The sequence below is a fragment of the Planctopirus limnophila DSM 3776 genome (assembly GCF_000092105.1).
Classification (GTDB): Bacteria; Planctomycetota; Planctomycetia; order Planctomycetales; family Planctomycetaceae; genus Planctopirus; species Planctopirus limnophila.
In genome coordinates this window covers 2,387,143-2,403,548 of the sequence record NC_014148.1, presented here as the reverse complement: position 1 = coordinate 2,403,548, position 16,406 = coordinate 2,387,143, and the positions used below count along the sequence as shown (strand labels likewise).

Annotated in this window: 8 protein-coding genes; 5 read left to right on the top strand and 3 right to left on the bottom strand. The window is 53.7% G+C overall.

What is annotated here, in order from left to right; genetic code table 11:
- Nucleotides 1–144 precede the first annotated feature (144 nt).
- The gene (locus tag PLIM_RS09525; RefSeq protein ID WP_196349560.1) at nucleotides 145–1,464 is read left to right on the top strand and encodes an HD-GYP domain-containing protein; all 1,320 of its coding nucleotides are present in this window, start codon (nucleotides 145–147) and stop codon (nucleotides 1,462–1,464) included.
- A 91-nt stretch (nucleotides 1,465–1,555) separates the two neighbouring features.
- On the opposite strand, the gene PLIM_RS09520 is transcribed toward PLIM_RS09525, so the two are convergent.
- The gene (locus tag PLIM_RS09520; protein WP_148227053.1) at nucleotides 1,556–5,539 is read right to left on the bottom strand and encodes a hypothetical protein; all 3,984 of its coding nucleotides are present in this window, start codon (nucleotides 5,537–5,539) and stop codon (nucleotides 1,556–1,558) included.
- 336 nt (nucleotides 5,540–5,875) lie between these two features.
- Here PLIM_RS09520 and PLIM_RS09515 point away from each other — a divergent pair, with 336 nt between their 5' ends.
- The 4 genes from PLIM_RS09515 (at nucleotide 5,876) to PLIM_RS09495 (ending at nucleotide 12,472) form a co-directional block, all read left to right on the top strand.
- A complete protein-coding gene (locus PLIM_RS09515; RefSeq protein ID WP_013110095.1) occupies nucleotides 5,876–7,327 on the top strand; it encodes a MotA/TolQ/ExbB proton channel family protein in 1,452 nt (483 codons plus the stop codon).
- A 59-nt stretch (nucleotides 7,328–7,386) separates the two neighbouring features.
- On the top strand, nucleotides 7,387–9,591 hold the full coding sequence (locus tag PLIM_RS09510; RefSeq protein WP_013110094.1) for a coiled-coil domain-containing protein: 2,205 nt from the start codon (nucleotides 7,387–7,389) through the stop codon (nucleotides 9,589–9,591).
- The gene (locus tag PLIM_RS09505) at nucleotides 9,588–10,787 is read left to right on the top strand and encodes a hypothetical protein (protein ID WP_013110093.1); all 1,200 of its coding nucleotides are present in this window, start codon (nucleotides 9,588–9,590) and stop codon (nucleotides 10,785–10,787) included. The genes PLIM_RS09510 and PLIM_RS09505 overlap by 4 nt, the downstream gene beginning before the upstream one ends.
- A 314-nt stretch (nucleotides 10,788–11,101) precedes the next feature.
- Nucleotides 11,102–12,472 (top strand): glycerate kinase type-2 family protein, encoded by a 1,371-nt coding sequence (locus tag PLIM_RS09495; RefSeq protein ID WP_013110092.1) that lies wholly within the window; start codon nucleotides 11,102–11,104, stop codon nucleotides 12,470–12,472.
- Nucleotides 12,473–12,708: 236 nt separating this feature from the next.
- On the opposite strand, the gene PLIM_RS09490 is transcribed toward PLIM_RS09495, so the two are convergent.
- Together PLIM_RS09490 and purL are read right to left on the bottom strand one after the other, a co-directional pair.
- A complete protein-coding gene (locus PLIM_RS09490) occupies nucleotides 12,709–13,356 on the bottom strand; it encodes a hypothetical protein (protein ID WP_041401498.1) in 648 nt (215 codons plus the stop codon).
- Between the two features lie 136 nt (nucleotides 13,357–13,492).
- Nucleotides 13,493–16,393 (bottom strand): phosphoribosylformylglycinamidine synthase subunit PurL, encoded by a 2,901-nt coding sequence (gene purL / locus PLIM_RS09485; RefSeq protein WP_013110090.1) that lies wholly within the window; start codon nucleotides 16,391–16,393, stop codon nucleotides 13,493–13,495.
- Nucleotides 16,394–16,406: the final 13 nt, after the last annotated feature.

Here is a 16,406-nt window from a genome sequence, read left to right as displayed (position 1 = left end):
CCTGTGTCAGCATCGATCCCGCAAAAGTTTTTCATGTTCGGCGAAATCTATGAGCTACCCTTGCTAGTGAGAGTTTCTGTCAGCAGTCTTTCACCGGAATCGAACCACCAAAATCTCCTCCCACTGAAGCCAAGTTTCCTTCACATGGGTCCAACGACAAGTCCTTCATCAGCCAGTCTCAGGGCCGACTATCAGATCATTTCGATCGATCGTCTTCGGCCCGGGGCCAATTTGCGGTCTCCGCTCTACGATGCGGATAAGCCGACCTTTCCCCTATTGCTGGCTGCGGGAACTCGCATCACTTCTCATCTGCTCGAATTGATGGCCCGTCGCGGCGTCAAGTTCGTGCATGTTCACAAAAATGAACTGAACAATGTCTCCGGCCCAGGGCGGATTGGCGGCACTTATCGGGCTGGTGCCAAGACAGCACCTGCTCAAGAAACATCAGCAACGCCCGCGACTCCGCCGACTCCCAAATGGAATATCAGACCGGATTCGTTCATTCATGATGTCTCGCAGAGAAGTAACATTGACCCTTCTCCGGCACTGGTTCGAGAAATTCAGCAAGGCGTGGAAAGATCACTCGGGCAGTTGAAAGACGTCTTTCTTGATATTGGTACGAAAGGCAAAGTCAACACGAACGCCGTCACTGGCGTGGCTCGACAGAATCTGATTCTGATGAGCCGCGATATTGATCTTTTCGCCGAAAATGGTTCACAGCCAGTCCTTGATCGATATCCCATGCAGCATGGTTTGAAGACATCGATGCTGGCATCGGCGATGGCCACTTTAATGGGCTTTCGAAAGGACGAACTTCTCGATTTGAGCTTTGGTTGTCTGATCCATGATTCGGGGATGCTGAAAGTTGCCCAGAAGCTGAAAGCTGATCGCAGGCTGAATGCCGGCAGCCAGCTCGAAATCATGAAGCATCCGATCTATATCTGCGATCTGCTCAGCAAAGAGCCCACCGTGACACATGGTGCCAAACTTGTGGCTTACCAGATGCACGAACGAATGGATGGCTCAGGTTATCCCCGGCAGCGCAGCGGCAATCAGATTCATCCACTTTCGCGTATTGCGGCTGTAGCGGATACCTATCTGGCGTTGATCTCACCGCGACCGCACCGCCCGGGAATATCTCCTTATGCAGCCATTGAACATCTGCTGGAAGGGACCCGAGCCGGCCATTTCGACTCTTTATCTGTCAGGGCCTTATTGCACCTGATTTCCCTCTTTCCTGTAGGGAGTTATGTCAAGCTGAGCGACGGACGAACCGCGAAGGTCGTGTTGTCGAATCGCGAGCGATTTGCTGAACCAACAGTGCGTATTGAAACTCCCGGCACATCTCCACTCATTCCGGGTGAATCGATCAATCTGGCTCGAGTCTCACACCTGCGGATTGTCAGCAGCCTCGATGGTCTGCTTCCTCAATGGAGTGACGTGCAAAAGAGCGAAGAGTGGTAAGGCCACGGATCGAAGTTCGGAAGCATGCAATTTCTACAGAGTCGCGTAGGCAGAAATGATGCTGAGTGAACTTATTCTACGCATTCATCAATCAGGCATTTCCTGAATCATTTTTCTTGCGGCCACCCGGCGGCGCTTTCCATGTTTTCAGCTGCTGACGCATTTCTCGAAGAGTAAAGTTCAGTCCCAGGAGATTGAGTTCCGGCTCTGCATCGGCACCCGTCCATCCTGAATGGCTGATCCCCTCATTGAGTTCTTCTTCCAGTGCCCTGAGCCAATGGGGCACATCGAGCCCTGAGCCCAGCGAACTCTTGAGATACTCTTCGATCTGCGCCACCAGCGATCGGATGGCAATGGTTTCCATCGGCGTCTTTTTAGCTTCTTCAACAGCCCTTGGGATCAGTGCCAGCATGTTGTTAACAGCCAGTGGTTTAACGAATCGCTCCTGGAGATGACTCGTAACCGATGGCAAACGCATGCCATATTGCCGTTCGAGTTTTTTCAGTTCGGCCAGATGTCGCTCGGACATATCTTCGGTTTTGACTGTAAAGACTTCCTCCCAGATCTCTGCAGCTTCCTGCCTACCCTGCCTGGTCAAGACTTCGTGAGCAATCGCGACAGGGAGGAGATTCCAGGCATCTCGTTCGTAGGAAGTTTCTAACCTTAAGAAGTCGAGCAGCGAGAAAAACAGTTGCCCATAGTCGGATTGAGTTGTGGTGGAGTTGTATTCCAGAAATCGATCAAAGCGATCAACAATCACCTGATAGATCAGCCGCAACGTTTCAGAAGCTTCTCGCGTACTGATCTTCCCTCCGCGGATATCTTCCAAAAGCGGGATGGGATGGAGTGGGTCTTCAGATTCCTCCAGATAAGCGAGATATTTTTCGATCCCCTGGTGCAGAATTGTGCGGAGGTTCCCAAGTGTCAGCACGCGAGCATTCAAAAACTCATTGCCATACTTCTTGATGAACTCTCGAGTCTGATCCCAGACACCATCCATCTTGAGCGATTCAACAGTCGAGAGCCGCATGGTGGAACTGTGATCGAGCCATTGATCGAGATAATGCTCGACAGTCGAGCCGACAATTTCGATCAGATCTTCATCCGCGAATTTGCCTCTCTGCCACTGACGGGAGGCATGGATAATACTTTCAAGCGAATTCCGGAGGGCGATGCGGAACAATCGGTCGAACTCTGTCACAGCCATACCGGCAGGCCGGGATGAGCGTTCCATTTCATGAGCAGCCTGCAGCAGATGCCAGGTTTCCTTGAGCAGACCGAGCCTTGGCAAATGGCACAACATGAAGCGGATAATCGCCTGCGCGATTCGTGCATTGAGCATCTCGCCGGGATCGCCATCGTGCTCCAATGGAATATAAAGGAGTGGGCGTTTCTGCAATTCCTTCAATAGTGCAGGCAAAAGCTTGCGAACTTCCGCAGGATCGCGTCTCAAGATTCCTAAAATCGACTCCACGATCATTTGTTCTTCGTGGTCGCTGGCGACGATTTTTCCTGTGGTTTCGGCCAGCAAGGCTTCGAGACACCAGCGTGCGACCTGAGCGCTGATCTGGATGTAGATAATCGATTGCAGCAGATAGAACTTGGTCTGGATCTGCATGTCGAACTCGATGTTCGCTTCATGATCGCCGCTCGATTCGATCACGCCATGCTTTTCAAGATCTTCCATCAGCAGCTTGAGTTGCTGCTGGAGTTCGACGCATTGTTTAAGCCATTCTTCCACGTGATCTGCCGGGAAAAATGCTGCGGGACGACTGGTTTCTTCAGACGAAGCAGTCTTCTGTGTGGCCTCCGCCATGGTGCATTCGCTGGCAGCGATCTGCCACATTTGCGTCATCATGCGGGCAAATTTGAGCCTCGGTTCCAGCAAGGTCTCGATCACTTCGAATTCACCCGGTTCGGCACTGCCACCACTGTCTGCCGTGTCGCTTTCCAGGCCGTCGTTTGCAGTATCGCGAAAGACCATGCCATCGTATGCCGCACCGAATAATGTGCTGTCGCCATCATTCGCGTCGTCTTCGCCAGAGGTGGTTTCATGTTCCTGCTGAATCCCACCTTGAAGCACTGTCGAGAGTCGGGGAATTGTCCATAATTCACCCGCATTGGCTTCCACAGAATCGAACATGCGTAAAATGTTCTTCCACTGTGGTACTGGCGGTTGTGAATTGGAATCGAGTGCTAATTCGAGCCAGTCGACCATCAATCCGAACAGTGAATGGGGACCCGACTCGAGTCCCACTTCTTCCACCTGACTCAGCCATTGAATCAATAGGCCCAGCGAGGCGACTGTGTCTTTACGATCCAGGAGAGATTCAACGACTTGGGCATACGCTTTGGATGATTCAAATCGATCGACATGCTGCCGCCAGAATTGCACATCGCCGGCAGCCTCACCGGCCGATCGCCATTCGGAAAGTGTTTCGGCGACATGCAGTGCCGAATCGTAAGATTCCTGCCCTTGAACCAGGGGAAGATCAGCGACAGTCGGTGTCCCGAATCGATCCCACCATTCGGCAAAGCGTGAGAATTTTCGCTTCAGTTCGTTGTAGCGATCTGTCCTGCCGCGGACTGCTGCATCCTGCAGGGCAATGGCATAGGCTTCCAAAATTAATTCGACCAGATTTAACAGTTGTTCAACACGTTGATCAGGCACACTGTCTTCTCGGGAAGAAAACAGCGGGAAGTGCCCCTGAAAGCCCAGGATATTCCACGGATCAACAATGGCTCCACAGCGGATGCCGCGATGCAGGAAACCTTCAATCTCATCGATCAATCGGCAAGCCTGATCGAGATCCCCCTTTTCGATTTCTTTGCGGAAAAACGTAAACCGCCACTGGATTTCACAATCAAAGCGAGCTGCAGCCGCAGGGATGATACCTGCCTGTCGCCGGGCTTCATCCGCATAGCCCATGCGTGCAAACAGATAAGCCAGATGCCGTCTTTGAACCTGCTGGGCTCCATATTCGGCCAGATACATATTGAGATGCTGTCGCACGTGCCCAAAAGGCTGTTGCGTGACCTTGGCCTGTTTTTGAAGCCGCTTGGCTCTGGCTCCTTCGGCGTTTTCCAGAAGCGTCGCATAGAAGCGGTCTCGCTGTCTGGCCACACGTGGCAGCAGAGATGTTAACGTAATCGTCGAATCATGTGTTTCCGGCCCTGCACCACTGATGGCCGAAGCCATAAGAATGGTTCCAGCCAGGACGGCGGCTGCATCATAAACAAGTTCATCATGAGGAACTTTTTTCTGCTCGCCCATCCACTTAAGTAGAGCGTCCAGAATGACTTTTCTCACGACGAACCGGCGGTACATGCCGTGCAGGTCGATCAGATGGGGATCCCACTCGCCGAACAGGTAATTTGTTCGCTTGTTGGCTGGATGAAGATGATCGTGTGCCCGTGGATCGAGAGAGAGTTCGTCGAGATTCTGGAGATAAAACCAGGCATCTGTCAGAATTTCGGGAGTCGTGTTCGAAAGGAGTTCGAGCGACTTCTCGATGATCTCCCGGTAGGGAGATTCACCGACACCTGCCCCTTTGATGTAAAGTGGCAGCGGGCAGAATCGCTCGTTGGCATAGGGTTCGAGCTTGCGCTGATTTTCGAGTAAGGCAATTGGCCGATAGCCGAGGAAGTCATTCAGGATGCGCAGTGAGCCATCGACAATCCTTGGTTCTTCGTTCCAGGGCCCCCCCTGCTCCAGAATCGATTCAAAGATTCTGCCAAGAAAAAATGGCAGTTGGAGAGTTTCAGGTTCCAGATGTCCCAGCAAATCCTGGTGGTGATTCACATAAGCTGGGAAGACGTGGTCGAATGCCAGGCTGATGGCACTCTGGCCTTGTTCAATATTCTCAAAGCCTGTGACATTTTCCCGATGGCAGGCTTCAAGAGTTTCGTTGAGCAGTTTCTGCTGGAGTTTCCACTGAGGAGCCAGTCGTGCCAACTGGTTCAATCTCATCAGAAACTGCGTATCACGACGACCTCCCGACAAGTTGAGATAGCCTGCGATCTCGCGGGTCAGTGCAGAAACTTCCAAAGATCGATTGTCCGGAGATGATTTCAATGCGTCGATCCCTGACGGGCGGAGTGCGTCAGTCCACTGCCATCTGTGAATGCAAGGTCATGCCTGTTCACGACTTCTATTTGAGAGAATAGACAATTCCACTCGGTCGAGGCAATTGAACGGAAGTCGGAATCTTCAATCATCCCCCTCTCTTCGATTCAACTTGTCTGGCCGAGTTTGACGATTTTAACGATTGTCATGAGGAGTGATTGCACAGCGCTGACGCTACGTTGGCACCTTACGATGGAAGATTTGATTCTCGATCAAATACGACTTGATGAGTGAGTCGATTTTACTCACGTCACTCCCGGTCAAAACTGCAGGATGAAAAATTAGATGCAAAATCAATCTGCAAAAATAGTTGCGCACAAATCAAAGCTCGATTTTTCCTGGGTGATCGGTGGTTTGGCAGCAGTTGCCTTTTACCTTGTTTTACCATCGATCCCCCTCGATGAGAATTTTAAGTATCGCTACTTCAATTCTCACTGGATTGAACATTGTACTGTAGCGCTATTTTTTATTGGCCTGGCGATTCTCGGGCGAAAATTACTCAACTGGCCCTCCGAACGGGGAGTCTTGTCAGAAAATATTCTGGATGGGATTAAATTTGACCCTCAATCAGATTCATCTGTGGTGGCTCAGCTCCTGCGAGAACACATCCAACTGACCGGCCGACGATATCAGTCGACCGAACTTTTTCGCCGCATTGAGACTGTTTGCGGCTATGTGATTTCCAGGCACACTGCCGCTGATCTCGAATCACACCTGAGTTATCTGGCAGATACGGCGATCGCTCGACTGCATAGCAGTTACGCCGCACTACGCACAATTACCTGGGCAATTCCGATTCTGGGCTTTCTGGGGACAGTTATTGGGATCACAATGGCCATTGCCAACGTGACCCCCGAGCAACTGGAGAGTTCACTCAACGAAGTCACTTCAGGTCTGGCAGTTGCTTTTGATACGACCGCTCTCTCTCTGGCTCTGTCGATGATTCTGGTCTTTGCCACGTTTGCGATCGAGCGGGGTGAATCGAATGTCCTTGATCAGATTGAGGACTTTACCGTCCATCGCCTGCTCGGATTCTTCCCAGCCGAAAAGTCTTCCGAAGTCTCACCTCTGCTGGCTGCTGAACACGATGTGGCCCGCCGCTTCCTGGATCAGGCCGATGTCTTGACCCGTCAGCATCTGGAAGCCTGGAACAATACTGTCGCGACATGTCGTGAACAGTGGGCCTTGCTGGCTACCGAACAGGGGCACAGTCTGGCTGGTGCTTTAAGTGCTGCCATGCATGAAGCTCTTTCGACTCAGCAGCAACTCCTGCAGCAGACTCAGGCCGAATCCCGGCGTGAAGTCGAGGCCCTACAGGCTTCATTTGCAGAAAACCTATGCCTGATGCAGCAGCAACTGGCAGAATCGGTCCGCAGCCAATTGGAGTTGATGCATCAGTCCTGGAAGTCGGCCAGCGAGGCTCAATCGAGCATCCAACATCAATTTACCTCCGCGCTGGCCGGAGCGATCGATGCCGTCCAACAGAATGTCAGTACTTTGGCTGGATCTCTTCAGGATGTCAGCACTCACTCATTAGCGCAGGCTGAAGCGCTCGAGCGACAGACAATTCAGATCAGCAGTCTTGTTGGTAGCAGCCAGCAATTGATTCAGGCGGAAAGTCTGCTCGCTGAGAATCTGGCCACGCTGAGGCAGACGCAAACGCTTGAGGAAACGTTACTCAATCTGAATGCGGCAGTTCACCTGCTCTCAGCAAGGGCACATCACCGCGCTGCGTGAAGCAAGGGAGATTGCTGGTATCGAGAGAGTACTGATTCCGTGGATTCATGAGGTGAGGCATGGCAAAAAGGCAAACCAGAACCGGCGAAGGAGTACAGCTCTTTCCGTTCCTTGCGGTTCTTGTCTGCGCCATGGGCGCACTCATTTTCCTGCTGCTCGTGACCACGCGGATGATTCGCCAGAAAACAATTGCCGCGGCTGCAGCCATCGAGCAAGTCCATCCTCCCGAACATAAGCCAGTCTTGAGTCTTCCAGCGGAATCGATTGCGCCACCACAGCAGCAAGTGCCACCTCCCGTTTCAACGGAACCCGCCACTGCTCCAGTTCCCCTGTTGGCAAGTCAATCCATTGAGCTGAAACCAGTCGATCCTGTTCCCCCTGAGCCGGAAGTGGTGATTGATCGCACACGCATCGATCAGCTTCAGAGTCGAATTCAAGAGCTGCGGTCTCAGGAGCAGCAGCTCTCCAGAACTGCAACCAACCGGCAGGAACAACTGGAGCACCTTCTCAATGCCCGTCAGCGAACAGAAGCAGAACTGGCTCGGCTGAAAGCAGAACAGAATGACCTCTTTTCGCAGGCGAAACTCCTCCAACAGACACCGGACGAAGCTGAAATCGAACTGGTCAACAAACAGATTCGAACTCTTGAGAGTCGTCTGGCAGGTCTCAGCACACAACCAGGCACCGGCGGCAGCAAGTTTATGATTGTCCCCTTCGATGCCCAGACCGGCACGACGAGGCGACCCATCATTATCGAATGTCATGCACAAGGCCTGCGTTTTGTTCCCGAAGATGTCACGATCACCGCAGGAGATCTGGTGGGCTTCAATGAAAAGTTCAATCCTCTTCTCGCTGGGGCAACTGCTCTGACCCGCTATTGGGCCAGTCCACACCGGCAACGCTTCCCGAATGAGCCCTTAGGCGAGCCTTATGTCTTACTCCTGATTCGGCCCAGTGGAACCGTCGCTTACTACGCTGCATCGCAAATGCTTTCGACCATGAGGCAACCGTTTGGTTACGAACTGATTGGTGAAGAAACCGAACTTCACATGCCGACTGTCGATGAAGAAGCAAAACGCCTTTGTGAAGCGGCTGTCCGTGGGCTCATTAAGGAGCGAGAGGCGGTGGCTGCCGCCGGTGGATTGGCGATGGGAAAAAGCGGTGGAGAGTTCGCAGTGGCTCCCGATGATGAGTTCGCAGGGAGCGGTCGAGAAGTCCCCGCAGGTGCATCGCGTCAGCATTCAGCCGCAGCGACTGGTCGTGCCATTGGCAGCATTGATCCACGCCCGGGACGTGGTGGCTCGGGCGCGCACCTCGATCCATCACTGGGAACGACGGGTTCTCATCAATTCTCACGAGGGCCAAACTCTGGTAACAACGCGGTCACCACGAATGTTCCAGCAGGCTCTCCAGGTCGTCCGGGTGAACCGATGAACGGCACATCTCCCGGAGAATTTGCAGAGGCAGAAAAACTCACGGAAGCATCTTCATCGGCAGCAGCGCAGCACCCTGCAAATACGCCAGCGAAACCAGGTCATGACAGTCGTGCAATTCCTGCAAAGCCCGGGGCTCAGTCGAGCACAGCCAAAAGGTCTGAAGGCTTTACCGATGTTCCTGTTGGTGAAGAAAGCTGGCAGAAAGTCGAGAAGTTTGGCGGGCAACAATTCCGCACACAGAAACAGGGTGGTTCATCAGTTGCCAGTCTTGACGAAGAAATCACTCAACGGGAAAAAGCGATTGAAGAGGCTGATGAAGATTTTGCCAGGCTGTTGAACAGTACTGAAGGTTCGAAGAAGAAGGATGGCCCGCAGGAAATCCGACCCGAAGATGTCAGCTCGCCACTCCAGCAGTTTGGAGAATCAGAAGATAACAGGCGACGGGCACGCGGAATGCCAGTCGAAAATTTGCAGCGTCGCCGCTGGGGAGTCTCGGATCTTTCCGCCACAATTGGCATGGAGCGTCCTCTCAACGTCGTGGTGTCTGCTGATCGTCTCGTGGTGGATGACAAATTTCTCATTCGAGTGGGAGCAGGTGAAAGCAAGACCGACACTCTGCGAATGCTGCTGCTCGCCGTCGATGAACTCGCTCGCGACTGGGGGCGTCCACCCAAGGGCTTTTACTGGGTTCCAAAAATTCAGTTCCAGGTGGGCCCGGGGGGCATCCAGCATTACGAACGACTCAATCCCTCCATCAATCGCGCCGGTCTGAAGACCAGTCGTGAGTTCATTCTTAGTACGCCTCCATCAGCCAAAGGGACTCCATGAGCCAGCGTCCCGCCCCGAAAGAAGCCGAGTTTGGTTCCGATTCATTTCTCGATGTGATTGCCAACATCGTCGGGATTCTCGTAATCCTGATTGTCCTGGCGGGACTCAAAGTCTCACGCATGCCGGTTGTTACCAAATCTTCTGATAATCCCGTTATGGCGACAGCTACCGACCATACAGCCCCTGCCCTCACCGTCAGTGAACCCATACAGCCACTGGGCGAACTCCCCACTGATGAACCTGTTTCTGTTGATTTGAAGCCAGATGCTCCACCTGTCGAAATTCCACCCAAAGAAATTCCGGCGGAAAAGCTCGTTGTCGAAGCCGCTCGCCCCGTCAAAATCATTTCGCTCAGTCCCAATCAAGCTTTGCGCGAAGAAGCCGAGCAGGCAGCTCTCAGTACAACTGGGCTGGAAACGGAAATCGAGAGCCTGACAGCACAGGTTGCCGAGCAGGAACAGTCGCTGCTGCGTGCTCAATCACAGGCCAGAGTGATGGCTTCGGAACTCCAGGCGGGACGCGAACTGCTCCGCGCCAAACAGGATCGACTGACTCAGGCGCATGAACAGCTTCTGGCAGCGCGACAGAAACTGGCCACTTTGAGAGCCAGGGTGATTGAGACCGATTTCGCTCCTCCAAATGTCGAGAAGATTGAACATCGCGTGACTCCCGTCGGGCGTGTGGTTAAAGGGAGCGAGCGACACTTTCGTTTTGAACGAGGCAGAGTAGCCGAGGTTCCGATTGATGCGCTGGTCGAACAGGTCAAGCGGCAGATTGAAAGTCGCAAAGACTGGTTGATTAAAACGCCAAAAGCTCAAGGAGAAGTGGGGCCGGTCGGTGGCTTTCTCATGCGTTACACCGTGCAGCGTGAGAATGGTGGAGTTCTCAGTGAACTGGAGATGGGGCCCGGCCTGGTGAGTATCAGTGTGACTCAGTGGCTGATTCAACCTGCGCGCGATCTGCAGACAGAATCGGTCGAAGAAGCCATGCAGACCGGTTCCCGGTTCTACCGTTCTTTACTGACGACTCCCGAAGATGCCACACTCACGTTCTGGGTCTACCCCGACAGTTTCAGTGAGTTCCAGCGGATTCGAAAGTTCGTCCATGAGCAGGGATTTCTCGTGGCCGCTCGCCCGCTTCCCAAAGGCGTGCCGATTGCCGGCTCTCCCCACGGCACGCGATCATCGGCTCAATGACGCTCTTTCCGAGTTTGTTTGTTAAGTTCGTTTGCTGAACCCTCTCATTGGCCTCAGATCGCTATTGGGTGGCACGAAATCTGGGTGGCACGACCCTGAAGGCTTTGCGTAAGGGCGTGGTCTTTTCGCCTGCTAACTTCACATTTAACGTATATCTGTGTGCCATACTTGCGGCTCGGAGCAAGCATCCCTTGCAGACGTTCAATTCGCTATTGATTTCCGAGATGCGTATCAGCCCCAAGTTGTCAGACCCCGTCCAATTTGAGAAGCTGCCACCTCCTCTCCAGCATCAATTCATTCCTTTCAGGTGATCCATGGACGAAGCCGCGATTCACAGACTCACCGAGGATGCTCAGGCCATCTGGTGGGCTGGTGTGCAGGCAGCCATGCCAGGCGAACTTCTTCCGCGTTTCGTTCATATTGAGAATGAGAGCATCATCGTTGGTGGCGAAGTTCGACCATTGGCAAGCCTGCGCCGCATTGTGGTTCTGGGGGCTGGCAAAGCGGGCGCTGCGATGGCGTTGGCCTTGGAAGCAACTCTGGGTGAAGAAATCACAGATCGACTGGTTGTTGGTCAAGTGAATGTCCCCGAAGATTGCGTGGTGCCCACACGCCGCATTCATCTGGTGGGAGCCCGCCCTGCTGGTGTCAACGAACCGACAGAAATAGGCGTCGCTTCCACGCGAGAAATCCTTGAACTGGCTGCGACAACGACCGCAGATGATCTGGTGCTGGTGCTCCTTTCCGGCGGAGGCAGTGCCTTGCTCCCCTTGCCCAGGCCACCAATCACCTTAGAGCAGAAGCAGCGCGTGATCCGTCTGTTGTCGACTCGCGGTGCATCGATTGAACAGCTCAATCTGGTTCGAAGAAACATATCGAATGTCAAAGGTGGTGGCCTGGCCCGCGCGCTGGGCCCCTCGCGCACTCATGTGCTCGTTATTTCCGATGTCATCGGCAATCCACTGGATCTCATTGCTTCTGGCCCGCTCCTGCCGACACCCGATGAATTTGTGTCGATCCAACAACAAGCCGCCCTGGAGACTCTGGCTGCATTTGCTGAACATCATGAAGTGGCTCCCGAAGTCTGGAATGCGCTTGCGGGAACTGCTCAATTGACGCTGCCGCCAGTTCGTGCGGAGATTTCGCACCATCTGCTGGCAAGCAATCATCAGGCCGTTCAGGCGGCTGTCCAGGAGGCCCAGGCAAGAGGCTATACCATTCGGATTGCCGTGAGTGATGTGGGTCGGACAGCCAATGAGGTCGGGACAGACCTCGCTCATGCGATTGCCGATGAACCCTGTCGTGAACCGCTTTGCTGGATCTCTGGCGGTGAGCCCACAGTGAAACTTGTTCCTTACGACGGGCCAAGAAAAGGGGGCCGCAATCAGCAGGTGGCCTTGGCTGCAGTTTGTGAATGGCAACACTGGGATGCTGATCAGGCAGAGCGCATGCTTCTGCTCAGCGGCGGCACCGATGGCGAAGACGGCCCTACTACCTGTGCCGGTGCGATCGCGAGTGGTGCCATCTTGCGCAAAGCCCGGGAAATTGGGCTGGATCCGTGCGAATTCCTCGAAGTTCAAAACGCCTGGCCATTCTTCGAATCCACCGGCGGCCTCCTGATCACCGGGCCCACCCACACCAACGTCATGGACCTCAGAGTGGGCCTACGCTTACCTCTCCCGTAGGGTGCATGGAGTCTTCGGAATGCACCAACTTGGTAGGGCAGGCTCCGGCCTGCCTGTTGCATGTTCGTTTGGATTGACCCTGAATAATGAGTGCCGCCGAATCTGACGAAGTGGAAGGGTGGCAGAATTCAAAAGTCTTAATTTTCCATGTTGAATGCTGCTAGGCGTCCTCAACGACCTCATAACTTTTTCACTTGTTGCTCAATTTGCGACTGAGGTCTATCGCAGATTTTTTACTATTGGCGGGTTTTGTTGCCACGTGTCAAAAAGTAAATCACCAGTCCGATGGCCAGGAGAGCACCTGCGCCACCGACAGTCGTCGATACTTTGTGGAGATCAACACCACCGCCGAGATTTCCAACGGGCAGAGTGTCTGGCTGTGGTGCTGTTTCTGCATTCGTTGGAGACGGTGGCACGATGGACAACGAATCAACAAAACGATTCACGGTAGCTGGATCGGGGTTCTTTCCAACTGTTGCTGCCATCAATTTGTAGAGCGCACCATCATGTCGAATGACTGCCTGCGTGATTTCGACCGAGGTACCTTTGCCGACCATCTTCCAGACTTCATGTCCCAATACGCTTCTGGTCGGCAATCGAGTCACCTTCCCATCAATCTCTTTCGCGAGCCCCTCTTCAACTGACGATTGAATGAGCTTGATTTTTGGCGGGATATCGATTTTCACGACGCCAAATTTCATGGATTCGTCGTGGGAAACCCAGAGTCCAATCAAGGGAGGAGGGGGCTCAGGAATGAATTGGAATTGACCGGCATCGGGTGGATTGATGGTTAGAAGTCCATCTGGAGAAGTCCACGTCTGTGCATTTGCAATTGTTGAGACAGCTAGTGAGAGCACAAATGTCGTGAGAGTACGGAGAGTCATATTCGGGTGCCCGATTTCACATGACATAACGACAAAGACATCGATTCGTCACCAAGTTAGCAAAGCTTCATCCCCCGTCATTTCTGCTTTCTTCTTCACAAACTCCCGGTATAGAGAGTGCACCGCGTGTTTTAGCTTAGCTCCAGGCCAATGGGGCCTGCCAGCTTTGTTTGAACTCTTCGTTCGCGGCACTGACAAGCTTTTTCCCCTGACCACTGATCTCCACACGGCCGGTCTCTGTCACCACACCCAGTTTCTGATGCGGCACACCGGCCAGCACTTCTCGAAGGCGTGCCTCATCATCTGGCTTCACTTCGACCACAAAGCGCGTCGTCGATTCCGAGAAGAGTATTGTCGTCGCATCGGCATCACCAAGATCGATATCAATCCCCAGTTCGCCGGCAAACGCCATCTCTGCCAGTGCCACCGCCAGGCCCCCTTCACTCAAGTCGTGACAGCTTCGCACGAGTCCTTGGGCAATCAATTGATGAGTCCGTGCCAGCACTCGTGGCGCCAGTTCCCTGTTGACTCTCGGCACACTGCCACCAGACAAATCGTTGACCAGTGCATAATGGCTGCCACCAAACTCGTTACGAGTTTCACCAATCAGATACAGCACATGGCCGACACTCTTGAGATCCATCGTGATCGCCCTGCGAACATCAGTAATCTGCCCAAGTGCCGAGATCAATAGTGATGAAGGAATTGCCACGGTTTGTTTCACGCCCTGCTCGTCAACGTAGCTGAACTCATTATTCAAGCTGTCTTTTCCACTGATAAATGGCGTTTTGTAAACCAGAGCCGCATCGTGGCAACCCAGAGCTGCCCGCACGAGCGAACCGAGCGTTTCCGGCCGTTCGGTATTTCCCCAGCAGAAGTTGTCGAGAATGGCAATCTTCGACGGATCAGCACCGCAGGCCACACAATTTCTCAAGGCTTCATCGATAGCCGCAAATGCCATCCAGTAGGGATCATGATCGCCGTAATGCGGATTCATTCCATTCGAAATGACGAGCCCGCGTTTCGAAGAGAGAATGGGCTGGATGACGGCGGCGTCCGAAGGTCCATCGCACATCACACCCACCAGTGGCTTAACGACACTTCCGGCCTGCACTTCGTGGTCGTATTGCCGGATGATCCATTCTTTGCTGCAAACATTCAGCGAGGAGAGGATCTTGTGGACATCGTCGGTGTAGTCTGTTTTAGGAGCAAACGTGGCCTTCGAGCCGTCTGTCTTGGGCGAATAGGTCGCTTCCCGAATCACAGGCGGGCGGCCATCGTGGAGGAACTCCATCGAAAGCTCTCCCACAGGCTTTCCATCGTAAGTCAGCGTCAGCTTATGATCATCCGTGAATTGCCCAATCGCCGTCGCTTCGACACCTTCCGAAGCACACAAAGCGTGGAATTCATCCCAGTTCTCAGGAGGTACGGCCAGCACCATGCGTTCCTGAGCTTCCGAAATCCAGATCTCTGTGTAGGTGAGACCAGCGTACTTCAGCGGTGCTTTTTCCAACCACACCACAGCGCCGGTCTCTTCGCCCATTTCGCCGACTGCACTGCTGAATCCGCCAGCCCCGCAATCGGTAACGGCTGAGTACAGCCCGCGATCGCGAGCCACCAGCAGTACATCCATCAACATTTTCTCTGTGACAGCATTCCCAATCTGCACCGCACCGCCCGAGATCGTTTCGCTCTCCTGCGTTAACTCGGCAGAAGAGAACGTCGCCCCATGAATTCCATCGCGCCCAGTGCGTCCACCCAGTGCGACAATCAATTCACCGGGCGAAACTTTCTTTTCGCACCGGTTGGCAGGGATCATGGCGACCGTGCCGCAATAAACCAGCGGGTTGCCCAGATACCGTTCATCGAAGAAGACGGCTCCGTTGACCGTCGGGATCCCCATGCGGTTGCCGTAATCGCGCACCCCAGCCACAACACCCAAGGCGACTTGCCGCGGATGCAGCACGCCGGGAGGAAGCGTTTCGTGCGGAGTATCCGGCGGCGCAAAGCAGAAGACGTTTGTATTGCAGACAGGCTTCGCACCCAGGCCCGTCCCCAGCGGATCACGCACCACACCACCAATGCCGGTATTGGCACCGCCGTAAGGCTCAATGGCGGAGGGGTGGTTATGCGTTTCCACTTTGATACAGACGTTTTCACCTTCTTCGAAGGTGACAATCCCCGCGTTATCCTTGAAGACACTCACGCACCAGTCATCTTTGCCCCATTCTTTGCGCAGTTGCTGGGTGGCAGCGAAAATCGTTTCCTTCAGCATGTTGCCAAATTGACGAGTGCCGTGTTCATCGGAGTAACGAATCCGTCCGCCGAGCGTCTTATGAGAACAGTGCTCGCTCCATGTCTGAGCGACCGTTTCCAGCTCGATATCGGTCGGGTCGCGCTGCAGATCCCGAAAGTGCTTCTGGATCGTCTGCATCTCGGCGAGGCTCAGATATAACTGGCCTTCCTTGCTGAGCTTCATCAGTGCCTGATCATCCAGTTCGCGAATGGGCACATGTTTGAGCTCCAGTTGATAGGTATGCCCGAAGCTTAATGTCGTCATCTGCAGCGGGCCCCGCACAATCCGCTCGATGGCGTCATTCCCCAACACCCGCTGTGCCAATACGTTGATCTGATTCGACTGAGCTTGACGATCAAACCAGTATTTGCGGCAGGTAGCCACTTCCTCAATCGCAATCCCGGCCTGCTGAAGTGCCCGCCGGGTGCTGAGTGCTGTATTGTCCGTCACACCAGGTTTGTAGAGCACGTTGAAAAGCTGCCCAGTGGCCGTTGAATCGTCATTGGCATCGACTTCGGCGGGCTTTCGCACACGTGCGATTTCCACAACTTCATCGACCAGCAAGAACTGCATGGCTTTCAGGATGACGGCTTCGTCAATCTGACCTTCCAGCAAAAACGAGCGACCCGCTCGTACCGTTTGAACCGAGTTGAGGCCCAGTAAGCGAGCCTCCCCCAGAATTCGCTGGCCTTCCCGGTCAATCTGTTCCGGACGGGAGAGAATCTCAACTTCCCAAAGCATGTTCCGTCACCCT